This window comes from Rhodopseudomonas faecalis (assembly GCF_003217325.1).
GTDB classification, from domain to species: Bacteria; Pseudomonadota; Alphaproteobacteria; order Rhizobiales; family Xanthobacteraceae; genus Rhodopseudomonas; species Rhodopseudomonas faecalis.
The window spans coordinates 39,448-62,023 of sequence record NZ_QJTI01000002.1; the positions used below are offsets into that span (position 1 = coordinate 39,448).

The following is a 22,576-nucleotide window of genomic DNA, read 5'->3' on the forward strand; positions in this document are numbered from 1 at the left end:
TGTTTACTCACAAAGATGACCACGTTGCGCGTAACCAGCGATCTGCGACGCGAGCTTATTCTGATCGCGGCGAAGCGTTGCTTCGCCCGGCACGGTTTTGCGGGCACCACCACCAAAAGCGTTGCGGCCGCAGCCTCGATTTCAGAGGGGCTGCTGTTCAAGCATTTTCCGAGCAAGGCGGCGCTCTATGCCGAGATCCTGGCGGAGGAATGCGAAGCCGATCCGGCGATGGTGGAGCTGCTCGATCTCGAGCCCTCGACCAAGACGCTGGTGGTGCTGGTGCGCGGACTGGTGTGGCATTTCCTGCACATCGCCAACGTCCCCGGTCAGGAGGATGCGCAACGGTTAAGGTTGATGGTTGGTAGCCATCTGGATGACGGGGAGTTTGCCCGGCTTCTTTACCAAAAAATAGGGGCTCTGATTCGACCTCTGTTCACGGCGTCGCTCGCGCGCGCCGTCGAGACGGGGGATGCTTCGCGGGTTAAGGGGGAGCCGTTCAATCTGTTCTGGTTGGCTCATCACAGCGTCATGATGACGGGACTATCGAGATTGCCCACGACGCCGTGCCTTCCCTATGGCGACCTCGGCGCTCTTGAGCGGCAGACTTGCGAATTCGTCTTGCGCGGAATTGGACTGAACGAAGCGGCAATCGCTCAGCATATGGTCGGCGACCTGCCGATCGCTATGGCGCGGCCGGCAACGACTGAAAGTGTATGACATGACTCTTGCGACACAATCGACGCCCGCGGCGCGCGCGTCCAGCGATACGCCGCCGGCTCCACGTCCGGTGCAGCTGAAGCGCTGGTTCGTGATCGTCGGCTTGGCGCTGGTGCTGCTGGTCGGCGGAATCGTCGGCTTCAACGCATTCCGCAACAAGATGATCGCTCAGTTCTTCGCCAACAACAAACCGCCGCCGACCCAGGTGACGATTGCCGAGGCGAAGCAGGAAGTGCTGCCCAATCTGTTGACCGCGGTCGGCGATCTCGCCGCGGTCCATCAGGTCAACGTCACCACCGACGTCAACGGCCGTATCACCGACATTCTGTTCACGGCCGGCGCCACCGTGAAGGCGGGCGCGCCGCTGGTGCAATTGTTCGATGAGCCGGAGCGCGCCGACCTTGCCAACTTCAAGGCCCAGGCCAAGGTCGCCGAGCTGTCGCTCGATCGCGCCAAGCAACTTGCCGCGCGTCAGTTCGGCCCGCAGGCCACGGTGGATTCGGCGCAGGCCGCCTACGACCAGGCCAATGCCGGCATCGCCAAGACCGAGGCGCTGATCTCGCAGAAGCTGGTGAAGGCGCCGTTCGATGGCGTGCTCGGCGTGCGCCGCGCCGAAGTCGGTCAGTATCTCACCGCCGGCACCCAGATCGTCACGCTGACCGATCTGTCGAAGATTTATGCCAACTTCACGGTGACCGAAAAGGAAAGCGGCACGCTCAAGGTCGGCCAGACCGTGCGCGTGGAAGTGGACGCCTATCCGGGCCGTGTGTTCGAAGGCAAGCTGACCACGATCGAGCCGCAGATCCTGACCGACACCCGCAACATCCGGGTGCAGGCGACCATCGACAATCCCGAGCAGATCCTCAAGCCCGGCATGTTTGCCACCACGACCGTGGTGCTGCCCGAAAAGCCGGCCGTGATCACCGTGCCGGAAACCGCGGTCGATTACACGCTCTATGGTGACTCGGTCTATCTGATCACCGAGAACAAGGCCGAGGACGGCAAGGTCAATCTCACCGCGGTGCGCACCTTCGTTCGGGTGGGCGATCGCATCAAGGGCCGCGCGGTGATCCAAAGCGGCCTCAAGGCCGGGGATCGTGTGGTGGCTGTCGGCCAGCTCAAGCTGCAGTCGGGTGCGGCGGTGACCATTTCACCGAACCCGCCGCCGCCGGTCACGGGCAAGCCGTCGCCTTATTGATGAAGGCTGCCACCGGACCGGCGTCGCCGGTCCGGTGTGCGATTTGCCATCCGGCGCGGCGCGCCGGCTGAATACAGGACATTTCGCGCTTCGCGCCGCCGCCATGCCGGCCACGAAGTCGCAAAGGAGCCAGCGATGGTCATCACCGATATCTTCATCAAGCGGCCGGTGCTGTCGCTGGTGGTCAGCATGCTGATCCTGCTGATCGGCTTCAAGGCCGCCACCAGCCTGCCGATCCGTCAGTATCCGAAACTGTCCAACACCGTGGTGACCATCACCACCAACTATCCTGGCGCGTCGCCGGAGCTGATGCAGGGCTTCATCACCACGCCGATCGAGCAGGCGGTGGCGGCAGCCGAGGGCATCGATTACCTGACCTCGTCCTCGACCCAGGGCCAGAGCCTGATCTCGGCCTATATCAAGCTCAATGTCGATCCGAACCAAGCGCTCACCGAGGTGCTGTCCAAGGTCAATTCGGTCAAATATCTGATCCCGAAGGAAGCCAACGACCCGATCATCTTGAAATCGACCGGCCAGACCACGGCGGTGATGTATGTCGGCTTCTACAGCGACGAGCTGTCCGGTTCGGCGATATCCGATTATCTGACGCGCGTCGTGCAGCCGATCCTGTCCACGGTGGATGGGGTTGCCTCGGTGGACATCTATGGCGGCCAGACCTTTGCGATGCGGATCTGGCTCGATCCGGTGCGGATGAGCGGGCGCGGCGTTTCGCCCGAAGATGTCGCCGCCGCGATCCGCGCCAACAATTATCAGGCGGCGGCCGGTCAGACCAAAGGCTATTTCATCGTCTCGAACGTCACCACCAACACCGATCTGCAGAACGTCGACCAGTTCAAACGCATGACGGTGAAGTCGAAAGATGGTGGCTTCGTCCGGCTGGAAGACGTCGCCACCGTGGAGTTGGCGGCGCAAAGCGCCGATTCCACCGTCAGCCTGTCCGGCGAGCGCGCGATCTTCATCGGCATTCAGGCGACCCCGCAGGGTAACCCGCTCAACATTGTCACCGGCGTGCGCAAGCTGTTCCCGGACATCGAGCGCAACCTGCCGCCTTCCTTGAAGATGAAGGTGTCGTACGACTCCACCAAATTCATCCGGTCGTCGATCGACGAGGTCGAAAAAACCCTGCTCGAAGCCATCCTGATCGTGGTGGTGGTGATCTTCCTGTTCCTGGCGTCGATCCGCTCGGTGGTGATCCCGGTGGTGACGATCCCGCTATCGCTGATCGGCGTCTGTACGCTGATGCTGGCGCTGGGATTCAGCATCAATCTGTTGACGCTATTGGCGATGGTGCTGGCGATCGGTCTCGTGGTCGACGACGCCATCGTGGTGGTCGAGAACATTCATCGACACCTGGAGGAGGGCAAGTCGCCAGTCCAGGCGTCATTGGTCGGCGCGCGCGAAATCGTCGGGCCGGTGATCTCGATGACGATCACGCTGGCGGCGGTGTACGCGCCGATCGGCTTCCTTGGCGGTCTGACCGGCGCGCTGTTCCGCGAATTCGCGTTCACGCTGGCCGGCGCGGTGATCGTGTCCGGCGTGATCGCGCTGACGCTGTCGCCGATGATGTGCTCGCTGCTGCTCAAGCCGCATGGCCAGGGCAAGTTCGCGGGCAAGGTCGACCGGTTCTTCTCGGGGCTGACGCGCTGGTATGGCCGGCAGCTCGATCGCTCGCTCGACTATCGTCCGGTCACCGCGCTGTTTGCGGTCACCGTGCTCGGCCTGGTCGGCTTCATGTATATGAACACCTCCAAGGAACTCGCTCCGGAAGAGGATCAGGGCATTCTGTTCTCGGTGATCAAGGCGCCGAAATACGCCAATATCGACTATGCCGACTATTATGGTCGCAAGGTCGACGACGTGCTGGCCGCCTTCCCCGAAACCGAGCAGCGCTTTGCGATCAACGGCACCTCCGGGCCCAGCAACGGCATCGCCGGCATGCTGCTCAAGCCTTGGGATGAGCGCGAGCGCTCGTCGATCAAGCTCAAGCCGCTGGTGCAGAAGGAGCTTGCCAAGATCGAGGGCGTCAGCGTCTTCACCTTCAATCTGCCGCCGCTGCCCGGCGGCCCCGGCGGTCTGCCGATCCAGATGGTGATCAACACCACGGCCGGCTATCAGTCGGTCTATGAGGAAATGGCGAAGCTGAAGGATGCGGCCCGCAAGAGCGGTCTGTTCATCGTCGCCGACAGCGATCTCGACTTCAATCAGCCGGTGGTGCGGGTCAAGATCGACCGCACCAAGGCCAATGAACTCGGCATCTCGATGGCGCAGATCGGCGGCGCGCTGTCGACGCTGCTCGGCGGCAATTACGTCAACCGCTTCAACCTGGAAGGCCGCTCGTATCAGGTGATACCGCAGGTGCCGCGCACGCTGCGCATTTCGCCTGAAGCGCTCGACGATTTCTATGTGGCGACCAATACCGGCCAGCAGGTGCGGCTCTCGACCGTGGTGACCATCGAAACCGCGACCGATCCGAATGCGCTGACCCGGTTCAACCAGCTGAATTCGGCGACCTTCCAGGCGGTGCCGATGCCGGGTGTCACGGTCGGCGCGGCGGTGGAGTTCTTGGAGCAGCAGGCCAAGAATCTGCCGACCGGCTACAACCACGACTATCTCGCCGATGCCCGCCAATATGTGCAGGAAGGCAACCAGCTGGCCATCACCTTCGGCTTCGCGCTGATCGTGATCTTCCTGGTGCTGGCGGCGCAGTTCGAGAGCTTGCGTGACCCGCTGGTGATCATGATCAGCGTGCCGATGGCGGTGCTGGGCGCGTTGATCCCGCTGTTCTTCGGGGTCGCCACCATCAACATCTACACCCAGGTCGGGCTACTGACGCTGGTCGGCCTGATCAGCAAGCACGGCATCCTGATGGTGGAATTCGCGCGCGAATTGCAGCTCAAGGAAGGGCTCGACAAGCGTTCGGCGATCGAGATGGCGGCGCGGGTCCGGCTGCGGCCGATCCTGATGACCACCGCGGCGATGGTCACCGGCCTCATTCCGCTGCTCACCGCGAGCGGCGCGGGTGCGGCCAGCCGGTTCTCGATCGGTCTGGTGGTGGTGGCCGGCATGTCGATCGGCACGCTGTTCACGCTGTTCGTGCTGCCGGCGGTTTACGTGGCGATCGGCACCGATCACCGCGCTGACGCCGAGTCGAAGCGCAATCAGGAGATTGCCGATTTCGAAGTGGGCGGCTCGACGTTGAAGGCGACCTGAGCGCGTCGCGACAAGTCACGACGAAGCTGATAGTACTAAACGCCGCGACGCGAACAGCGATCGCGGCGTTTTTTTTGGAAGCAGAAAGGTGGGCAGGCGATCATGACCACGCATAAGACCGACGTCATCGTGCTGGGGGCCGGCGTTGTCGGCGTCAGCGCCGCGCTGCATCTGCAGCAGCGTGGCCGTGCGGTGGTGCTGGTCGATCGGCAGCAGCCCGGCGAGGGCACCAGCTACGGCAATGCCGGGCTGATCGAGAACGCCTCGGTGATCCCCTATATGTTTCCGCGCGATCTGCGCCATCTGCTGCGCTATGCGCTCAATCGCACCGCGGATGTCCATTACCGGCTCAGCGATGCGCCAAGTTTTGTGCCCTGGCTGGTACGTTATTTTCTCGCATCGTCGCCGGAAGGCACGATGCGCAGCGCGATGGCCGCGCTGCCCTTGATCAAGCGCAGCCTCATCGAGCATGAGGCGCTGATCGCGCAGGCTGGCGTGCCGGAGCTGCTGCGCTACACCGGCTGGATCAAGCTGTTTCGCTCCGAGGCGTCGCTCGCCAAGGCGTTGGACGAGCTTGAGACCGCGCGCGGTCTTGGCGTTGATGGCACGGTGCTCGATCCGGCAGCGATCGCCGCGCGCGAGCCGCTGCTGCGCGGTTCGTTTACCGGCGGCATTCATTGGCCGACACCCGGCTTCATCCCCGATCCTGGCGGGCTGGTGCGCGCTTACGCCGATCTGTTCGAGCGGCGCGGCGGCCGTGTGCTGCTCGGCGATGCCGCAACGCTCGAAGGCGCGCGCGATGGCTGGCGCATCGCGCAGCCCGATGGCGCGCTTTCGGCGCGCGACGTGGTGGTCGCGCTCGGGCCGTGGTCGGATCAGGTGTTCCGGCCGCTCGGCTACCGGATTCCGCTGGGCGTCAAGCGCGGCTATCACCAGCATCTCAAGCCGCGCGACAATGCGGTGTTGCGTCATCCGGTGCTGGATGCCGATCGCGGCTATCTGCTGGCGCCGATGAATCGCGGCATTCGCCTGACCACCGGCGCTGAATTCGCTCGCCGTGATGCGCCGCCGACGCCGGTGCAGATTGCGCGCACCGTGCCGCTGGCGCGCGAGCTGTTCCCGCTCGGCGAAGCGATCGAGCCACAACCCTGGCTCGGCGCGCGGCCCTGTCTGCCCGACATGCTGCCGGTAATCGGCCGCGCGCCGCGCCATCCCGGGCTGTGGTTTGATTTCGGTCACCAGCATCACGGTTTGACCTTGGGCCCGGCGACCGGGCGGCTGCTCGCCGAGCTGATGACCGGCGAAACGCCGTTCGCCGATCCCGCGCCATTCGCCGCGGAGCGGTTCAGCTGACGGCATGCGGCGGCGCTTGCATCGTGTGGCGCGTCGCGGCGATACTCATTCGGTCACGGCTCGATCATGCGTGACACGAAGCTGACAGTCAGGAGCCGACATGAAAGTTAACGTTGAGATCGAGTGCACGCCGCAGGAGGCTCGCGCGTTTTTCGGCCTACCGGATGTGCAGCCGATGCAGACGGCGGTGATGGAGAAACTGCAGCATCAGGTGACGGCCAATCTCGACAAGGTGTCGCCGGAAGCGCTGATCCAGAGCTGGTTCACTTTCGACCCGAAGATCGCCGAACGGTTCCAGGACATGTTCATTACCATGGCGGGACTTGGCAGCGGGCTCGGCACCGGGCTCACCAAGGATAAGAAGTAGCGAGCGCACGGCGCCATTGATGTCGGATAGCAGTTCACTGCCGCTGCAGCCGCCGAGCTTGGGTCTGTTGCTGGCCGAAGCGCGCAGCGTGCTCGAGCTCAATGCCAGCCTGCTGCTGGCGCCGCTGTTGCTGCAGGCGCCGCGCGGCGATGGTCATCCCGTGCTGGTGTTGCCGGGCCTGCTGGCCAGCGATCTGTCCACCGTGCCGATGCGCAAGCTGCTGACGCGGCTCGGCTACCAGAGCATCGGCTGGGATCTCGGCCGCAATCTCGGCGGCGTCTATCGGATGCGCGAGCAACTGCGCCAGCGGCTGGAGCAAATTTATGACAGCACCGGGCGCAAGGTCAGTCTGGTCGGCTGGAGTCTCGGCGGGGTCTATGCCCGCGATCTGGCGTTGTACCGGCCAGAACTGGTGCGCGCGGTGATCTCACTCGGCTCGCCGTTCAGCGGCGACGTCACCGCCACCAATGCTAAGCGCGTCTATGAGCTATTGTCCGGCGAGCGGCTCGAGGACATCGACCTTGCCGATATCAAGGCGCTCGGCGGCGATCTGCCGGTGCCGACCTCCTCGATCTATTCCCGTACCGACGGCATCGTGAACTGGCGCACCAGCCTGCTGCGCCCCTCGGCCACCGCCGAGAACATCGAGGTGCATCTCGCCAGCCATATCGGCCTGGTGGTCAATCCGGCGGTGCTGTGGGCTATCGCCGATCGGCTGGCCCAGCCGGAGGGCAGCTTCTATCCGTTCGATCGCACCGGGCCATTTGCATTGGCCTACGCCGCGCCTCTGATGGAGTGATGCGCAACCATAGCGCGCGAAATTTCAGCTACTCACGTTTTAGTGAATATTGCGCCGCGGAATATGTTGCATTGCACAAAATCCCGTGAGATATTTTTCGAGCCCGCATCTGCGTATTTTTCGCGGGGAGCAGTAATTCTCAATCGAGGGTGGGAAGCTCATGTCCGACGAAAGCAATACCGCCGCTGATACCAGCCCGGTGCTGGACGGCGTTAAACAAGCCTTTGCTCCGGTGTCCGAAGCCTTCAAGAACCTGCAAAACCTGCAGGTCCCCGATGCGACCCGTGATTTCTTCAAGCGCACCGCCACCAACGGCAAGGAACGTACGGCCGATCTTCATACCAACGCCGAGAAGGTCACCACCGCGATCGAGACCGCGGTCACGAGTCAAGTCGCCGAGGCCGCCAAGCTGACCCGCTCGATCCAGGAGGCGTTCTTTCAGGATGCCGATGCGTTCTTCTCCGGGATTGATCGGCTTGCTTCGGCCAAATCGCTCAACGAGGCGGTGCAAATCCAGTCCGATCTGCTGCGAAGCCACAGCGAGGTGCTGATGGCGCGCGCCAAGCACTCCACCGACTATGTCGGCAAGCTGTTCACCGACGGTGCCAAGACCGCGCAGGACAATTTTAGCCGGATCTATAGCCGCTAACAGGCGCTGCCACCGCGAATGATCTGAGGCCCGCTGCTGCTGCTGCGGGCCTTTTGATTCTGCATCATTCAGCATCCATGTCGCCGCGGTGGCATCGCAGGGCGCGATCTGGCAGGCTTTGCGTCGGCTCCAATCAGAACCGGTCTGGATCTGATTGCTGCTGTGATCCTGGCAACAGATAGCCAACAGTTAGCGAAGAGTTGTTGCGATGTCGTCGACTTCATCCCTGCCGCGGGCGACCGAGGCGCGCTGCGTGCGTCTTCACGCCAAGGCCGCCGATTATGCTGCGATCGCGCCGGTGATCAGAACACGCTTGCCGCGCAGCTGCAGCTCCATGCCCCCCTGATGATGTCGCCAGTGTAGCGAACGTCGGCGCATCGGAAAGAGTGCCACGCGGCAATCTGAACGCAGATCGGTGGCGCCGCGGTTACTTGCTGCTGGCCGGGCGGCGCACCGTGGGTTTCAGCTGCGTCGGCGGCTTGAGCAGCAGCCGTCGCCGTTGTCCAAGCCGCGGCCGCACCAGCTTGCGCGGCTTGAGCGCGATCATCGGGGTGTCGGGCTTGCGGCTCGGCAGCGGATGCAACATCCAGGCCGATGGTTTGGCCGGTTTGCGGCCACGGCGCTTGCTGGTGTCGCGCGCGGCCGCGCCGAACCGGCGGGGCCGCAGCGGCGGGCGCCGCAGCTTCTGCCGCTTCAGCGGTCGATAGGCGGCACGTTTCCCCGCGCTGGTGCCGCCGCCCGCTGTCGAGCTTGGTGCTGATCCTGATCCTGATCCTGATCCTGGTCCTGATCCTGCGTCTGGCTGGGCGCGCGTCGGCGACGCCGGTTGCTCGCTGGTGGTGGCGCCGGCATCGGGGACGCGGGCGTAACGTGGCGGCGGCCCGCCGCGCCAGATGTCGGACGCATAGAGCACCGCGAAGATCGCCGCGATCGCATAGGCAAAACTGCGGCTCAGGATCAGCGCGGCGCTCAGCGTCACCAGCGCCACCGCGGTTGACTTGATCAGCTTGCGGTCATCATCAAACAGCGCGGTGAGTTGCCGCCAATTAGCAGCCGTCCATAGCGGCGGCGCAAAGTTGATACCAAGGGCGCGCCGCGCATTGGCAAAGCCGTGTTCGCGCGCCGTCAGCAAGTACCAGGCAATCACAAAGGTCAGCAGAAACGCCAAGGTTCCAGAGAGCCCGGCGGCTGCGCCGACAATCATCACCAGTGCAACAGCGAATACCGCAATCCAGTCCTTCATGTGCACCCCCTGCAAATACGCAAAGTGTGACACGATCGTGGTTCAAGCGATTTGATTCGGATAGCCGGATTGGCGGCTGCCCGCGGTAGCTAATTGCCAATTTTGCTGTGATTACAACGTTCGCGCGTGCCGTGCGCGGCGCCGCGTTGCTCGTGCGTTCGTCCCCAAGCGACGGCGCGGCCGTCAGCTCAGGCTCTCGGCGACGATCCGCCGGCAGTGCTGCAGCGCGGCCTGCACCAGGTTTTCGCTGGCCTCCGGGGTGCGGAACGCCGAGTGCGCCGACAGCGTGACATTGGGCAGGCTGGTCAGCGGATGATCGGCCGGCAGCGGCTCGATGCAATAGACATCAAGCCCAGCGTGGCGGATCTGGCCGCTTTGCAGCGCCTCGATCATCGCATCCTCATCGACCAGCGCGCCGCGCGCGGTGTTGACCAGCATCGCGCCCGGCTTCATCGCCGCAATGCGCGCGCGCGACAGAAATCCGCGGGTCTCGTCGGTGAGCAGCAGATGCAGCGACACCACATCGCTTTGCGCCAGCAGCGTATCGATATCGACGAATTCGACGCCGTCATGGCTCTTGGGCGTCCGGTTCCAAGCCAGCACCTTCATGCCGATGCCAAGCGCCAGCCGCGCCACTTCGGTGCCGATGCCGCCAAAGCCGATCAGGCCGAGCGTCTTACCGGTCAGCTGCACGCCGTCATCGCGGCGCCACTCGCCGCGGCGCATGGCGCGGTCCATCAGGCCGAGATTGCGGGCGCCAGCCCACATCAGCGCGATCGCGCATTCGGCCACGGCGGTGTCGCCATAGCCGCGGATCAGATGCACCTGAATGCCAAGCTCGGCGAGTTCTTCCGGATTCATGTAGCTGCGCGCGCCGGTGCCGAGAAAGATCACGTGCTTGAGGCCGACGCAGCGCCGCGCGATCGCGGTCGGCAAGGCGGTGTGATCAATGATTGCGATCGGCGCGTTGCCGAACAGCACCTGCGGAATTTCCTCCGGCCGGATGTCGGGATCGCGATGCACGATCAGCGGCAGATCCAGCGGCGTCGGCAGCCGTTCGAACAGGGAGCCCAATGTCTCGCTGGCATCGATGAAAACGGCGTGCACCAGGATCTCCGATCCGCTCGGTATGACTTCAACGGCGTGTCGCCGGTCCGCGATAGCACAGACTTCGCGATAGCACAGACCTGGTCCGGGCCTGCGCGTCCCGCCGCGTGGCGGTCGCCGGGCAGAACCAGTCTGCAGCTGGCAGTCCGCCGTTAAGGCGCCTTGCGCATGCGACGAGATCCGGGATTCGCGCCGTGGCCGACGGTGTACCTTGAATGGCGCGCCGCCGCGGCGCCGTCAACCGATCGGCTCGCGCGAGATTTGTTTGCTGTGGGTAGCTGCCGCCGAAGGCGCCGGATGCTCCTCCATGAAGCCGCCGGCCTGGGAAATCGAGGAGGCAAGGTCGGCGATCCGCTCGATCGCGATGGTGTCGGCGGAGGCCAGCCAGCTCGCCGAGAAGGTCAGCGGCGGCACGTGCAGGTCGGTGTGCAGCGATTGCAGCCGGCCGCTGGCGAGTTCGCTTTCGACGATCGCATTGGGAATCACCGCGATGCCGAGCCCTTCAAGCGCCATGTGAATCACGGTGGCGAGCGAGGCCGAGGCGTGCAGCCGGATCGGCGGCAGTTCTGGCCGATTGAACAGCGAGCGCACCACCTCATAGGGCTGGGTTTTACGCGGGAAGGTGATGATCGGGAAGCGCGCCAGTTCTTCCACCGTCAGCTTGCCGGAGCCGAGCCCGAGCGAGGGGCTGGCCAGGAAGCCGATTGGATAATGGCTGAGCACCCGGCTGCGCACATTGGGCGCGGTCGGCGGCCCGAGCAGGAAGGCGAGGTCGATCTCCTGCGCCAACAGCCGGGCGCGCAGATTCGGGGTGATATCGACTTCGATTTCCAGCGACAAATTGGGGTAGGCGTTGTTGACGCTCTTGATCAGCTGCGACAGCCAGGTGTGGACAATGGTCTCTGCGACGCCGAGCCGCAGCACGCCGCGCATCGAGCAAGGGTCGCCGACCACGGCCAGCATTTCAGCTCGCAGCCGGATTAGTTTCTCGGCGTAAGTGAGCATCTGCCGGCCGCTCGGGGTCGGCGACACCGCGCGGTGGTCGCGCTGCAGCAGCTTCACGCCAAGCTCTTGTTCGAGCTGAGCGATCCGCTGCGAGATCGCGGGCTGCGTGGTGTTCAGCCGCTGGGCCGCGCCGCGGAAGCTGCCGAGAGTCACCACCCAGAGGAATGTCTCAATCGCCTTGAAATCCGCCATCACAGCTCCCTTGCGGATAACGCATTTTTATCGACATCCATCATGAGAGACGATTAGACTTAATAGTAGAGCTGGGTTCCACTGCTGTCGAGTTGATAAGCAGGGAGGTGCGATGACTGTTTCGGCGGCAAATAAGGTCCGGGAACCGGAACGGCAGCCAGCACTGCAGGCGCGGCTCGATTGCCGGGCCGGGCAGGTGACACAGACCGCCGGGCTGGCTCCCGGCTATGTCCAGGGCAATCTGGCCATCCTGCCGGAAACGCTCGCCGCGGCATTCCATCGCTTCTGTCAGCAGAACCCAAAGCCCTGTCCGATCGTCGGCATTTCCGATGTTGGCAGCCCGCATATTCCAGCACTCGGCCGCGATCTCGACATCCGCACTGATCTGCCGCGCTACCGGGTGTGGCGCGACGGCGAATTGATCGATGAGCCGGGCGACATCCTCAGCCATTGGCGTGACGATCTGGTCGCATTCGTGATCGGCTGTTCGTTCTCCTTCGAGGAAGCGCTGCTCGCCGAGGGGCTGCCGATCCGTCATATCGAGCTTGGCGTACGCGTGCCGATGTATCGCACCAATATCGCTTGCGTCCCGGCCGGGCCGTTCGCCGGGCCAATGGTGGTATCGATGCGACCGATGAAGCCAGCCGATGCGATCCGCGCGGTGCAGATCACCTCGCGCTTCCCCTCGGTACATGGCGCCCCGGTGCATCTGGGGCTGCCGCATTTGATCGGTATCAGCGATCTCGCCAAGCCGGACTATGGCGACCCGGTGCCGATCCATGATGACGAAATACCCGTGTTCTGGGCCTGCGGTGTCACGCCGCAGGCGGTGATCGCAGCGGCGCGCGTGCCGTTCGCGATCACGCATTCGCCCGGCCTGATGCTTGTCACTGACCTCCAGAACAAGCAGCTTGCCGTTCTATGAGACCGTCAGCCCCAGATGTGCTGATCACACCATAGCGCCCGCAAAGAAGGATCGCTCCATGCTCATCGACCGACGTCAAGTTCTGCTCGGAGGCGCGGCCTCCCTCGCGATGCTGCCGCTCGCGGCCCAGGCCCAAACTTCCGAAGTGGTGATCGGCGTGATTTATCCGCTGTCCGGCGCTTCGGCGCAGATCGGCGTCGATGCCCAGAAGGCGTTTGAAACCGCAGCCGAACTGATCAATGGCGACCATGATTTCGACCTGCCGCTGGCGCGCGGCACCGGATTGCCGGGGCTGGGCGGCGCCAAGGTACGGCTGGTGTTTGCCGACCACCAGGCCGACCCGCAGAAGGGCCGCGCCGAAGCCGAGCGGCTGATCACCCAGGACAAGGTCAGCGCCATCATTGGCACCTATCAGAGCTCGGTGGCGGTCACCGTCAGCCAGATCTGCGAGCGCTATCAGGTGCCGTTCCTGTCGGCCGACAATTCCTCGCCGAGCCTGCATCGCCGCGGCCTCAAATATTATTTCCGGCCGGCACCGCATGACGAGATGTTCTCGACCGCGATGTTCGACTTCTTCGACGCCGAGAAGGCCAAGGGCCGCAAGATCGAGACGCTGGCGCTGTTCCACGAGGACACCATCTTCGGCACCGACTCCTCGAACGCTCAGCTCAAGCTCGCCAAGGAGCGCGGCTACAAGGTGGTGGCCGATATCAAATATCGCGCCAACTCGCCGTCGCTGACCGCCGAGGTGCAGCAGCTCAAGGCGGCCGATGCCGACGTGCTGATGCCGTCGAGCTACACCACCGACGCCATTCTGCTGATCAAGACCATGGGCGAGCTCGGCTACAAGGCCAAGAACATCGTGGCCCAGGATGCCGGCTTCTCGGAAAAGGCGCTGTATGACGCGGTCGGCGACAAGGTGGCCGGGGTGATTTCGCGCGGCTCGTTCTCGCTGGATCTGGCGGCCAAGCGGCCGATGGTCGGCAAGATCAACGAATTGTACAAGGCGAAGTCCGGCAAGGATTTTAACGACTATTCGTCGCGGCAATTCATGGGGCTGATCGTGATGGCCGAGGCCATCAATCGCGCCAAGTCCACCGACGGCGACAAGATCCGCGAGGCATTGGTCGCCACCGACCTGCCGGGCGAGCAGACCATCATGCCCTGGAAGCGGGTCAAGTTCGACGAGAGCGGCCAGAACAACGACGCCGACCCGGTGCTACTGCAATATAACGGCGGCAAGTTCGTCACCATCTTCCCGCCGCAGGCTGCGGTGGCGGAAGCGGTGTGGCCGATGCCGTAATCGGCCGCGGCCGGGCACCGTTCCGGCCGGTCACGAACGGCGCGAAGCAATCCACAGTTCAGAGCTTGAAAAGGATTGCTTCGCTGCTGCGCTGCTCGCAATGACGGTCATGATCGACCTCGCTTCGGAGCGTTTCATTTGACGACTGCCACCATCATCCAATCCCTGGCGAGTGGCCTGTTGATGGGCCTGCTATACGGCCTGATCGCGGCAGGGCTAGCCCTGATCTTCGGGCTGATGGACGTCGTGAACTTCGCCCATGGCGAGTTCCTGATGATCGCGATGTACACGACGTTCTTCCTGTTCGTGTTCTTCGCGATCGATCCGCTGCTCGCGGCACCATTCGTGGCGGCGGCGCTGTTCGTGTTCGGCGCCGTGATCTACATATTAGTGATACGCTTCGCGATGCGGGCCAGAAGTAACGTCGGCATGGTGCAGATCTTCGCCACCTTCGGGCTGGCGATTGTGATGCGCGGGCTGGCGCAGTTCTTCTTCACGCCGGATTATCGCAGCATCAATACCTCCTGGCTCGGCGGCCAGACGATATCGATCGGCGGGGTATTTCTGCCGGTGCCGCAGCTGGTCGGCGCGGCGGTGTCGCTGGCGGCGTTCACCGCGCTGTTCTTCTTCATCAAGAAGACCGACTTTGGCCGCGCGCTCGAGGCGACGCGCGAGGATGCCGGCGCGGTGGCGCTGGTCGGCATCGACAAGAACCGGGTGTTCGCGGTCGGCTGGGGCCTGGGCGCGGCGCTGGTCGGGCTGGCCGGCGCGATCATGGCGATGTTCTTCTACATCTATCCGGATGTCGGCGCCTCGTTCGCGCTGATCGCCTATGTCACGGTAGCGCTCGGCGCCTTTGCCGGCGGCATCATCGTCGGACTGGTGGAGGCGACCACCGCGCTGGTGCTGCCGCCGTCGCTGAAAGCGGTGGGCATCTACGCGGTCTATCTGCTGGTGGTGTTCATTAGGCCGCGTGGCCTGTTCGGGTCGATCTGATGGATAACAGCTTCGCTCAGCGCCGCCGACGCGATCTCATTCTGGCCGCCGTGCTGACTTGCCTCGCGGCGCTCGCCCCGGTGTTCATCAAGGACGTCTATGTCCAAAACATCCTGATCCTGACGCTGATGTATGCCGCGCTGTCGCAGGCCTGGAATATCCTGGGCGGCTATTGCGGGCAGATTTCACTCGGCCATGCGCTGTATTTCGGGCTCGGCGCCTACACCACCGCGCTGCTGTTCACCAAATTCGGCGTGCTGCCATGGTTCGGCATGCTGACCGGCGGCTTGATCTCGGCGCTGATCGCGCTGGCGCTCGGCTATCCGACCTTCCGCCTCAAAGGCCATTACTTCGTGATTGCCACCATCGTGATCGCGGAAATCGCCTATCTTTTGTTCCTGAACTGGGACTGGGCCGGCGCCGCGCTCGGCATCGACATTCCGGTGCGCAGCGATTCCTGGGCGACCTTCCAGTTCACGCGCTCCAAGCTGCCGTATTTCTACTTCGCGCTGGCGCTGTGCTGCGTGGTCTGGCTGGTGACGTTCTGGCTGGAAAACTCCAAATGGGGTTTTTGGTGGCGCGCGGTAAAGGATAATCCGGAAGCCGCCGAAAGCCTCGGCGTGGTGGTGTTCAACTCCAAGATGGGCGCGGCCGCGGTGTCGGCGTTCTTCACCGCGGTCGGCGGCGCGTTCTATGCGCAGTTCGTGTCCTATATCGATCCGGAAAGCGTGATGAGCTTCCACTTCTCGCTGCTGATGGCGCTGCCTGCGGTGCTGGGCGGCATCGGCACGCTGTGGGGCCCGGTGCTCGGCGCCGCGATCCTGATCCCGGTCACCGAGCTGACGCGCTCGTTCATCGGCGGCTCGGGCCGCGGCGTCGATCTGATCGTCTATGGCAGCCTGATCGTGCTGATCGCGCTGGCGCGGCCGGAGGGGGTGCTCGGCCTGTTCTCGCGGCGCCGTAAGGGAGGCGCGCGATGAGTCCGCTGCTGGAAACCAAGGCGGTGTGGCAGCGCTTTGGCGGCCTGGTCGCCAATAGCGATGTCTCGATCGCGGTCGAGCCCGGCGAAATCGTCGGGCTGATCGGGCCGAACGGCGCCGGCAAATCGACGCTGTTCAATCTGATCGCCGGGGTGCGGCCGCCGACCCAGGGCTCGATCATCTTCAACGGCGAGGATGTCACGCGGCTGCCGGCCGCGGAGCGCTGCCGGCGCGGCATCGCGCGCACCTTCCAGGTCGTCAAAAGCTTTGAGACCATGAGCGTGATCGACAATGTCATCGTCGGCGCGCTGGTCCGCACCACGGTGATGCGCGAGGCGCGGCGCAAGGCCCATGAGGTGCTGGAGTTTTGCGGCCTCGATGCGCGCGCCGAGGTGCCGGCCAGCGATCTCATTCCCTCGGAAAAGCGCCGGCTTGAGGTGGCGCGCGCGCTCGCCACCGAGCCAAAACTGCTGCTGCTCGACGAGGTGCTGACCGGGCTGACCGCCAAGGAGGCCGAGAAGGGCGTCGAATTGGTGCGGCGCGTGCGCGCTTCCGGCGTCACGGTGCTGATGGTGGAACACGTCATGGAGATCGTGATGCCGCTGGTCGATCGCGCCATCGTGCTCGATCTCGGCAAGGTGCTGGTCGAAGGCAAGCCTGCCGATATTGTCCGCGATCCGAAAGTCATCTCTGCTTACTTGGGAGATCGTCATGCTGTCGGTGCATGAGATCACCACCGCCTATCAGGGCCTGGTCGCCATTTCCGAAGTGTCGATCGAGGTCGCCAAGGGCGAGATCGTGCTGGTGGCCGGGGCCAATGGCGCCGGCAAATCGACGCTGGTGAAATCGATTGCGGGCGCGGAGCGGCCGCGCTCCGGCACCGTGACCTTCGATGGCCAGCGTATCGATGGTCTGCCGCAGCATCAGATCACCGCGCGCGGGATCGCTTATGTGCCGGAAAACCGTCGGCTGTTCCCGCGGCTGTCGGTCGCCGACAATCTGCGGCTCGGCAGCTACATGTATCGCGGCAAGGCCGATCGCGAGGCGCCGCTCGACCTTGTGTTCCAAATGTTCCCGCGGTTGCAGGAACGGCTGGATCAGCGCGCTGAAACGCTGTCGGGCGGCGAGCAGCAGATGCTGGCGATCGGCCGCGCGCTGATGACGCGGCCGCGGCTGTTGATGCTGGACGAGCCGTCGCAAGGCATCATGCCCAAACTGGTCGACGAGATTTTTCGGGCGGTGAAGACCATCCGCGACACCGGCATGACGGTGCTGATCGTCGAGCAGCGCATGGCCGAGTGTCTGGAGATCGCCGACCGCGCTTACATCCTGCAAACCGGCAAGATTTTGATGCAGGGCACCGCCGCCGACATCGGCGACAACCCCGACGTCCGCAAGGCGTATCTGGGGTTGTGAGCGAGGTTGCGCCCCCGCAGCAATTTGCTAGGCTTATGCCATGAGCAGCGTTGAAGACATCGAGAAGGCTGTCGAAAAGCTTCCCGACGACCAATTGGCGCGTTTTCGGGCGTGGTTTGCTGCCTTTGATGCAACACGTTTCGATCGCCGTCTCGCCGACGACGCGTCGGCAGGTCTGCTCGATCGTTTGGCTGATGAAGCGCTCGATGAGCATCGTCGCGGCGAGAGCCGGGTTTGGTCCTCGCCGTCATTGCGAGGAGCGTAGCGACGAAGCAATCCAGAGTTCTTGGATCAAGCTGGATTGCTTCGCTCCGCGCGCAATGACGGTGGCGGGGCGTAGGCGCGCGTTCAGCGCGATTGCTTCGCTGCGCCGGCAATGACAGACTGCGTTAACAATCAACGATCGGAGGAGAGCGCACGCTCGTAAGCTGCCATGCCACGCTTCGCTGCCAATCTGACGCTGATGTTCACCGAAGTGCCGCTGCTCGAGCGCTTCGCGGCAGCGGCGGCGGCCGGGTTTACAGCGGTGGAGATGCTGTTCCCCTATGACTACGCGCCGGGAGCGCTCGGCGACCGGCTGGAGCGGCACGGCCTGACCCAGGCGCTGTTCAATCTGTGGCCCGGCGATTGGGCGAGCGGCGAACGCGGCTTTGCCGCCCGACCGGACAAATTCGCGGAATTGCAGGATAGTCTGCGCCGCGCGCTGCCTTATGCGCAGGCGACCGGCGCCAAGCGCGTGCATATGATGGCCGGGATCGCCGACCGGCACGATATCGCGACGGTGGCGGCATTTCGCAAATCGCTGGCGGTGGCGGCGCATTTCTTCGCGCCGCACGGCATCGACGTGCTGATCGAACCCATTAACGGCCGCGACATGCCGGGCTATTTTCTCAACGACGTCGATTTCGCGCGCGATCTCATCCGTGAGCTGCAGATCCCGAACGTCAAGCTGCAACTCGACCTCTATCACTGCCAGATTTTGCATGGCGATGTGACCATGCGGCTGCGCGAGCTATTGCCGATCATCGGCCATATCCAAATCGCCAGTGTGCCGTCGCGGCAGGAACCAGATGGCGAGGAGCTGAACTATCCGTTCCTGTTCGACGAGCTCGACCGGCTCGGCTACACGGGCTTTGTCGGCTGCGAATATTGGCCGCGCGGCGACACCGTCGCCGGGCTCGGCTGGTTTCAGCGCTATGCGCGCAAGACGGCGCCGCGATAGCCACCGCGCAGCGTTAGAACGCGGTGTAGCCGCCGTCGATCACCAGCGTATCGGTGGTGTGATAGGACGAGGCACGGCTCATCAGATACACCGCGAGCGCCAAGGCGCGCGCCATGCCAAGGCCGATGCCGCCATTACCGCCGGTGACGACCGCGACCCGGCCGCTGAGATCGAAGATGTTTGTGTCGGTCATGCGGCGCGTTTCCAGCTGTAGCGGCGCGCGTTGACCGCGCGTCCTTGCGTGAGGGCGGTGTGACCAGACGACCATGGACAAGCGGGCGCGAAAAATCAAATATGCAGCGAACAACCAAATCGAATTCCATCGCGCGGGATCAACCGCGCGGACTGATTGAGGAAGCCCATGCAGTTCAAACACGCCACACTTGCGTTCGACGGTGCCGTCGCGATCCTGACGCTTGATCATCAGGAGGTGATGAATGCCGTCTCGGTCGATATGCTCGGCGGGCTGTCGCAGGCACTCGACGCGATCGAGGACAAGAAGGCCGAGGTGCGTTGTCTGGTGATCACCGGCGCCGGCCGTGCGTTCTGCACGGGCGCCAATCTGCAGGGCCGCGGCAACAACAACCAGATGAGCACCGGCAAGCTCGCGGGCGCGGCGCTGGAAACCGCGTTTCACCCGTTCCTGCGCCGGCTGCGCAAGCTGCATTGTCCGATCGTCACTGCGGTCAATGGCCCGGCGGCTGGCGCCGGCATGAGCTTTGCGATGATGGGCGACATGATCCTGTGCACGCGCTCCAGCTACTTTCTGCAGGCGTTCCGCCGCATTGGACTGGTGCCGGATTGCGGCTCGACCTGGCTGCTGCCGCGCCTGATCGGCAAGGCGCGCGCGCTCGAACTGTCGCTGCTCGGCGAAAAGCTGCCGGCTGAAACCGCGCTGCAATGGGGCCTCGTCAACCGCGTCTATGACGATGCGGTGTTTTGGGACGAGACCATGAAGATGGCGCGCGAACTCGCCGCTGGGCCGACCGTGGCGCTGTCGCTGATCCGCAAGCTCTATTGGGACAGCTCGGAGAACAGTTTTGAGGATCAGCTCAATCTGGAATTCGAGGCGCAGCAGATCGCCGGTTCAGCGGGCGATTTCATCGAAGGCGTCACCGCGTTCCTGCAAAAGCGGCCGGCGCAGTTCAAGGGCAAGTAACCCGGCAAGTTACCGCACGGCGTTGCTGTCAGCGTCGTCTGCGTGTTTGAGAGATGTGGCGCGCCTCCGGTGGACGGCGGCGCGCCGGCGAGACGATTACTTCCCCAGCCAGCGCGGTATTCGCTTTTCCGCGAACGCTTTCGGGCCTTCAATATAGTCTTGTGAGGCGATCATGGCGCGCACGGCCGGATAGTCGCGCTGGTCGGCGATCGCCTGTTCCAGCGTCACCATCGAGCCCATCTGGGTGGCCTGTTTCGAGGCGCGGACCGACATCGGGCTGTTCTTGCAGATCTGCTCGGCCCAGCGTTCGGCGGCCTCCAGCGCTTCGCCCTGCGGCACCACCTCGTTGACGAAGCCGAGCTCATAACCTTCCTTGGCGCTGACATGGCGGCCGGTGAGGATCATGCCCATCGCGCGCTTCATGCCGATCTGGCGCGGCAGCCGGTGCAGCCCGCCCGCCAGCGCCGCCAGCCCGACCCGAGGCTCCGGCAGCGCAAACACGGCGTTTTCGGATGCGATGATCAGGTCGCAGGCCAGCGCGACCTCGAAACCGCCGCCCATTGCCACGCCGTTGACCGCGGCGATGATCGGCTTGTCGCAATCGAAGCGCGCGGTCAGCCCGGCGAAGCCACTGCTATCCCAGCCGCGCCGCCCGCCGGAGGCCTGCCATTTCAGGTCGTTGCCGGCGCAAAACGCCCGATCTCCGGCGCCGGTGACAATCGCCACCCACTGGTCGGGGTCACTCGCGAATTCATTAAAAACTTGGTGCAGCTCGAAATGGGCATCGCTGTGCAGCGCATTCATCACGTCGGGACGTGACAAGGTGACAATAGTCACCCGTCCACGGCGATCGACCGTGGAAAACTGTAACGACATCGTGATCCCCTGATTCCGCTATGATTGCGCGCAGTGATTGCGCTTTCTCCCTGTACCCTCGGAGACTTACGAGAGCGAGGCGCGAAGTACAACCGCTTTTTAGTTGTGGGCTTGCTGAAGCGAGATAGCAGCTAAGCGCCTGCGCCAAGGCATCTACATACCGGATGGTGATCGCGAACTACTTGATAGCGCCGAGCGGCCAGCACTGGCTGCCCGCGGTCGCAAATCAGTCGGCGAGGGGTGGTGCTGTCCGCCCGGCATCAGTGATGCAGATCGCCGTGGCAGCGGAACACCGGCCTGACCGGCCGGCCGACCAGATGCGCTTCCACACCGTCTTCCAGCGCGCGGCGATAGATACCGAGTGCGCCGTCGACGGCGTCGATGGTGTGGTCGATCTCGGCATCGCCGTGCGAGTAGCTGACCACCAGCGACGGCGCCAGCACGCCGCGCCGAATGGTCTCCTGCAAGAACAAGGTCCGGAATAGCTGGGATGGCGCACCGTCGTGATCACGGCAGATATAGACCAGATTGCAGGGCGGACCGCGCAGCTGGAAGTACTCGCTGACCCCGTGGCGCTCGGCGGCGGCTTCCACGCCTGCGCGCAGCCGTTCGCCTTGCCGGGCCAGGGTCTCGACCACCGGCTCGGTGCGATAGATGTCCATCACCGCCAGCGCGGCGGCCAAAGCATGGCTCTCGGCGCCATGGGTGGCGGACAGCAGGAACACCCGATTGCTGTCGTGGTCAGCACCGCCAAGCCGCATGATGTCGCGCTTGCCGACCAGCGCGGACACCGCAAAGCCATTGCCGAGCGCCTTGCCGAAGGTGGACAGATCAGCCTCGACGCCATAATGGCGCTGCGCGCTCTGGTCGGGCCAGCGGAACCCCGTGATCATCTCGTCGAGGATCAGCAGCGCGCCATTGCGATGGCACAGCTCGCGCAGGGCGCTGAGATAGCCGGGCGCGGGCTCGACATCCTTGGCGGCTTCCAGGATCAGCGCGGCGATCCGGCCCGGGCAGGCCGCGAACATCGCCGCCACGCCGGGAATGTCGTTGTAGCGGAAGCTGAGCGTCAGGCCCGACACCTGATGCGGAATGCCGGCGCTCATTGGCGTGGTGCAGATCGCCCAGTCGTCATAGGAAAAGAACGGGTGATCGGCGCATACCGCGATCATGTCGCGGCCGGTATAGGCGCGCGCCAGCCGCACCGCCGCCGTGGTCGCGGTTGAGCCGTCCTTGGTGAATTTCACCATGTCGGCGCTGGGGGCCACCTGCAACAGCGCTTCGGCGCATTGCAGTTCCAACGGCGAGGGGCGGGTGAAGTTGGCGCCAAGCTCCATTTGCCGAGCGGCGGCGGCGATCACCGCGGGGTAGGCGTGGCCGAGCGTCACCGCGCGTAGCCCCATGCCATATTCGATGAAGGCATTGCCATCGACATCCCAGACATGACAGCCGAGGCCGCGTTCGATGAAGCCGGGCGCAATCAGCGGGTATTGATCATCGCCCTTGGCGTAAGTATGCGCCCCGCCAGGAATGACGGCATGAGCGCGACCTCGCAGGGCGCTGGAACCAGCGAAGCGAGAAGCGAAATCGATGGAAGAGACGACGCCCGCGAGCTTGGCGCGCTCACTTGTGATTCGTTGGTGCTTCATTGGACCTGCCCTGCAATCAAAACTTGCAGGACCATGACGCTGACGGTCTGCGCGAAGTTGAGCAATCTCAAATTTGCCAAGCTTTGATCAAGATTCCTGCCCCCCGGGCATTTGTTCCTTCGATGGACCTGACTGCAACCCTCAGAAGAAACGACCTAAAAGCATCGTCAGCCGAACGGGCACTTCCCG

The 22,576-nt window shown here is 63.9% G+C and carries 21 protein-coding genes and 2 pseudogenes; 16 read left to right on the plus strand and 7 right to left on the minus strand.

The annotated features are described in order from the left end of the window. Positions 1-15: 15 nt before the first annotated feature. The 7 genes from BJ122_RS01905 to BJ122_RS01935 all read left to right on the plus strand — a co-directional run bounded on the left by BJ122_RS01905 (position 16) and on the right by BJ122_RS01935 (position 8,314). Positions 16-717: a TetR/AcrR family transcriptional regulator gene (locus BJ122_RS01905; RefSeq protein ID WP_110779485.1), complete on the plus strand. Its 702-nt coding sequence runs from the start codon at positions 16-18 to the stop codon at positions 715-717. 1 nt (position 718) lies between these two features. Further along, a complete protein-coding gene (locus BJ122_RS01910; protein ID WP_110779486.1) occupies positions 719-1,915 on the plus strand; it encodes an efflux RND transporter periplasmic adaptor subunit in 1,197 nt (398 codons plus the stop codon). 135 nt (positions 1,916-2,050) lie between these two features. Continuing rightward, a complete protein-coding gene (locus BJ122_RS01915) occupies positions 2,051-5,146 on the plus strand; it encodes a MexW/MexI family multidrug efflux RND transporter permease subunit (RefSeq protein ID WP_110779754.1) in 3,096 nt (1,031 codons plus the stop codon). Between the two features lie 102 nt (positions 5,147-5,248). After that, a complete protein-coding gene (locus BJ122_RS01920; RefSeq protein WP_110779487.1) occupies positions 5,249-6,499 on the plus strand; it encodes an FAD-dependent oxidoreductase in 1,251 nt (416 codons plus the stop codon). A 100-nt stretch (positions 6,500-6,599) separates the two neighbouring features. Then, the gene (locus BJ122_RS01925) at positions 6,600-6,866 is read left to right on the plus strand and encodes a DUF6489 family protein (protein WP_110779488.1); all 267 of its coding nucleotides are present in this window, start codon (positions 6,600-6,602) and stop codon (positions 6,864-6,866) included. Positions 6,867-6,885: 19 nt separating this feature from the next. Then, entirely contained in the window at positions 6,886-7,665 is a 780-nt protein-coding gene (locus BJ122_RS01930; protein WP_110779489.1) for an esterase/lipase family protein, read from the plus strand. Positions 7,666-7,825: 160 nt separating this feature from the next. Further along, a complete protein-coding gene (locus BJ122_RS01935; RefSeq protein WP_110779490.1) occupies positions 7,826-8,314 on the plus strand; it encodes a phasin family protein in 489 nt (162 codons plus the stop codon). 427 nt (positions 8,315-8,741) lie between these two features. Here BJ122_RS01935 and BJ122_RS01940 read toward each other — a convergent pair whose 3' ends face one another. The 3 genes from BJ122_RS01940 to BJ122_RS01950 all read right to left on the minus strand — a co-directional run bounded on the left by BJ122_RS01940 (position 8,742) and on the right by BJ122_RS01950 (position 11,861). Beyond that, positions 8,742-9,557 (minus strand): hypothetical protein, encoded by an 816-nt coding sequence (locus BJ122_RS01940; protein WP_110779491.1) that lies wholly within the window; start codon positions 9,555-9,557, stop codon positions 8,742-8,744. A gap of 183 nt (positions 9,558-9,740) precedes the next feature. Beyond that, positions 9,741-10,664, minus strand: coding sequence for an NAD(P)-dependent oxidoreductase (locus BJ122_RS01945; protein ID WP_110779492.1), 924 nt, complete (start codon positions 10,662-10,664; stop codon positions 9,741-9,743). A gap of 237 nt (positions 10,665-10,901) precedes the next feature. Continuing rightward, positions 10,902-11,861 (minus strand): LysR family transcriptional regulator, encoded by a 960-nt coding sequence (locus BJ122_RS01950; RefSeq protein WP_110779493.1) that lies wholly within the window; start codon positions 11,859-11,861, stop codon positions 10,902-10,904. Between the two features lie 112 nt (positions 11,862-11,973). On the opposite strand from BJ122_RS01950, the gene BJ122_RS01955 reads away from it, so the two are divergent. The 8 genes from BJ122_RS01955 (at position 11,974) to otnI (ending at position 18,703) form a co-directional block, all read left to right on the plus strand. After that, the gene (locus BJ122_RS01955) at positions 11,974-12,786 is read left to right on the plus strand and encodes a putative hydro-lyase (protein ID WP_110779494.1); all 813 of its coding nucleotides are present in this window, start codon (positions 11,974-11,976) and stop codon (positions 12,784-12,786) included. Positions 12,787-12,844: 58 nt separating this feature from the next. Beyond that, on the plus strand, positions 12,845-14,089 hold the full coding sequence (locus BJ122_RS01960) for an ABC transporter substrate-binding protein (RefSeq protein ID WP_103012614.1): 1,245 nt from the start codon (positions 12,845-12,847) through the stop codon (positions 14,087-14,089). A gap of 138 nt (positions 14,090-14,227) precedes the next feature. After that, positions 14,228-15,085, plus strand: coding sequence for a branched-chain amino acid ABC transporter permease (locus BJ122_RS01965; RefSeq protein ID WP_110779495.1), 858 nt, complete (start codon positions 14,228-14,230; stop codon positions 15,083-15,085). Continuing rightward, positions 15,085-16,065: a branched-chain amino acid ABC transporter permease gene (locus BJ122_RS01970; RefSeq protein WP_110779496.1), complete on the plus strand. Its 981-nt coding sequence runs from the start codon at positions 15,085-15,087 to the stop codon at positions 16,063-16,065. The genes BJ122_RS01965 and BJ122_RS01970 overlap by 1 nt, the downstream gene beginning before the upstream one ends. Continuing rightward, complete coding sequence (locus tag BJ122_RS01975; protein WP_103012617.1) at positions 16,062-16,793, plus strand: ABC transporter ATP-binding protein; 732 nt, start codon at positions 16,062-16,064, stop codon at positions 16,791-16,793. The genes BJ122_RS01970 and BJ122_RS01975 overlap by 4 nt, the downstream gene beginning before the upstream one ends. Continuing rightward, the gene (locus tag BJ122_RS01980) at positions 16,777-17,481 is read left to right on the plus strand and encodes an ABC transporter ATP-binding protein (protein ID WP_110779497.1); all 705 of its coding nucleotides are present in this window, start codon (positions 16,777-16,779) and stop codon (positions 17,479-17,481) included. Before BJ122_RS01975 ends, BJ122_RS01980 begins: the two co-directional genes overlap by 17 nt. A 40-nt stretch (positions 17,482-17,521) precedes the next feature. After that, positions 17,522-17,746, plus strand: a complete 225-nt coding sequence (locus tag BJ122_RS01985) for a hypothetical protein (RefSeq protein ID WP_110779498.1) — start codon at positions 17,522-17,524, stop codon at positions 17,744-17,746. Positions 17,747-17,914: 168 nt separating this feature from the next. Further along, positions 17,915-18,703, plus strand: coding sequence for a 2-oxo-tetronate isomerase (gene otnI / locus BJ122_RS01990; protein WP_110779499.1), 789 nt, complete (start codon positions 17,915-17,917; stop codon positions 18,701-18,703). A gap of 13 nt (positions 18,704-18,716) precedes the next feature. On the opposite strand, the pseudogene BJ122_RS19860 reads toward otnI, so the two are convergent. Both BJ122_RS19860 and BJ122_RS19115 read right to left on the minus strand, forming a co-directional pair. Continuing rightward, positions 18,717-18,800, minus strand: a pseudogene (locus tag BJ122_RS19860) (2-deoxy-D-gluconate 3-dehydrogenase); the annotation flags it as partial. After that, positions 18,795-18,896, minus strand: a pseudogene (locus tag BJ122_RS19115) (2-deoxy-D-gluconate 3-dehydrogenase); the annotation flags it as partial. The pseudogenes BJ122_RS19115 and BJ122_RS19860, both read right to left, overlap by 6 nt. Positions 18,897-19,064: 168 nt before the next feature. Between BJ122_RS19115 and BJ122_RS02000 the strand changes: the two are divergent. Next, positions 19,065-19,862, plus strand: coding sequence for an enoyl-CoA hydratase/isomerase (locus BJ122_RS02000; RefSeq protein ID WP_110779501.1), 798 nt, complete (start codon positions 19,065-19,067; stop codon positions 19,860-19,862). A gap of 96 nt (positions 19,863-19,958) precedes the next feature. Here BJ122_RS02000 and BJ122_RS02005 read toward each other — a convergent pair whose 3' ends face one another. Beyond that, on the minus strand, positions 19,959-20,738 hold the full coding sequence (locus BJ122_RS02005; RefSeq protein ID WP_110779502.1) for an enoyl-CoA hydratase-related protein: 780 nt from the start codon (positions 20,736-20,738) through the stop codon (positions 19,959-19,961). A gap of 260 nt (positions 20,739-20,998) precedes the next feature. Next, positions 20,999-22,387: a glutamate-1-semialdehyde 2,1-aminomutase gene (locus BJ122_RS02010; RefSeq protein ID WP_110779503.1), complete on the minus strand. Its 1,389-nt coding sequence runs from the start codon at positions 22,385-22,387 to the stop codon at positions 20,999-21,001. Positions 22,388-22,576: the final 189 nt, after the last annotated feature.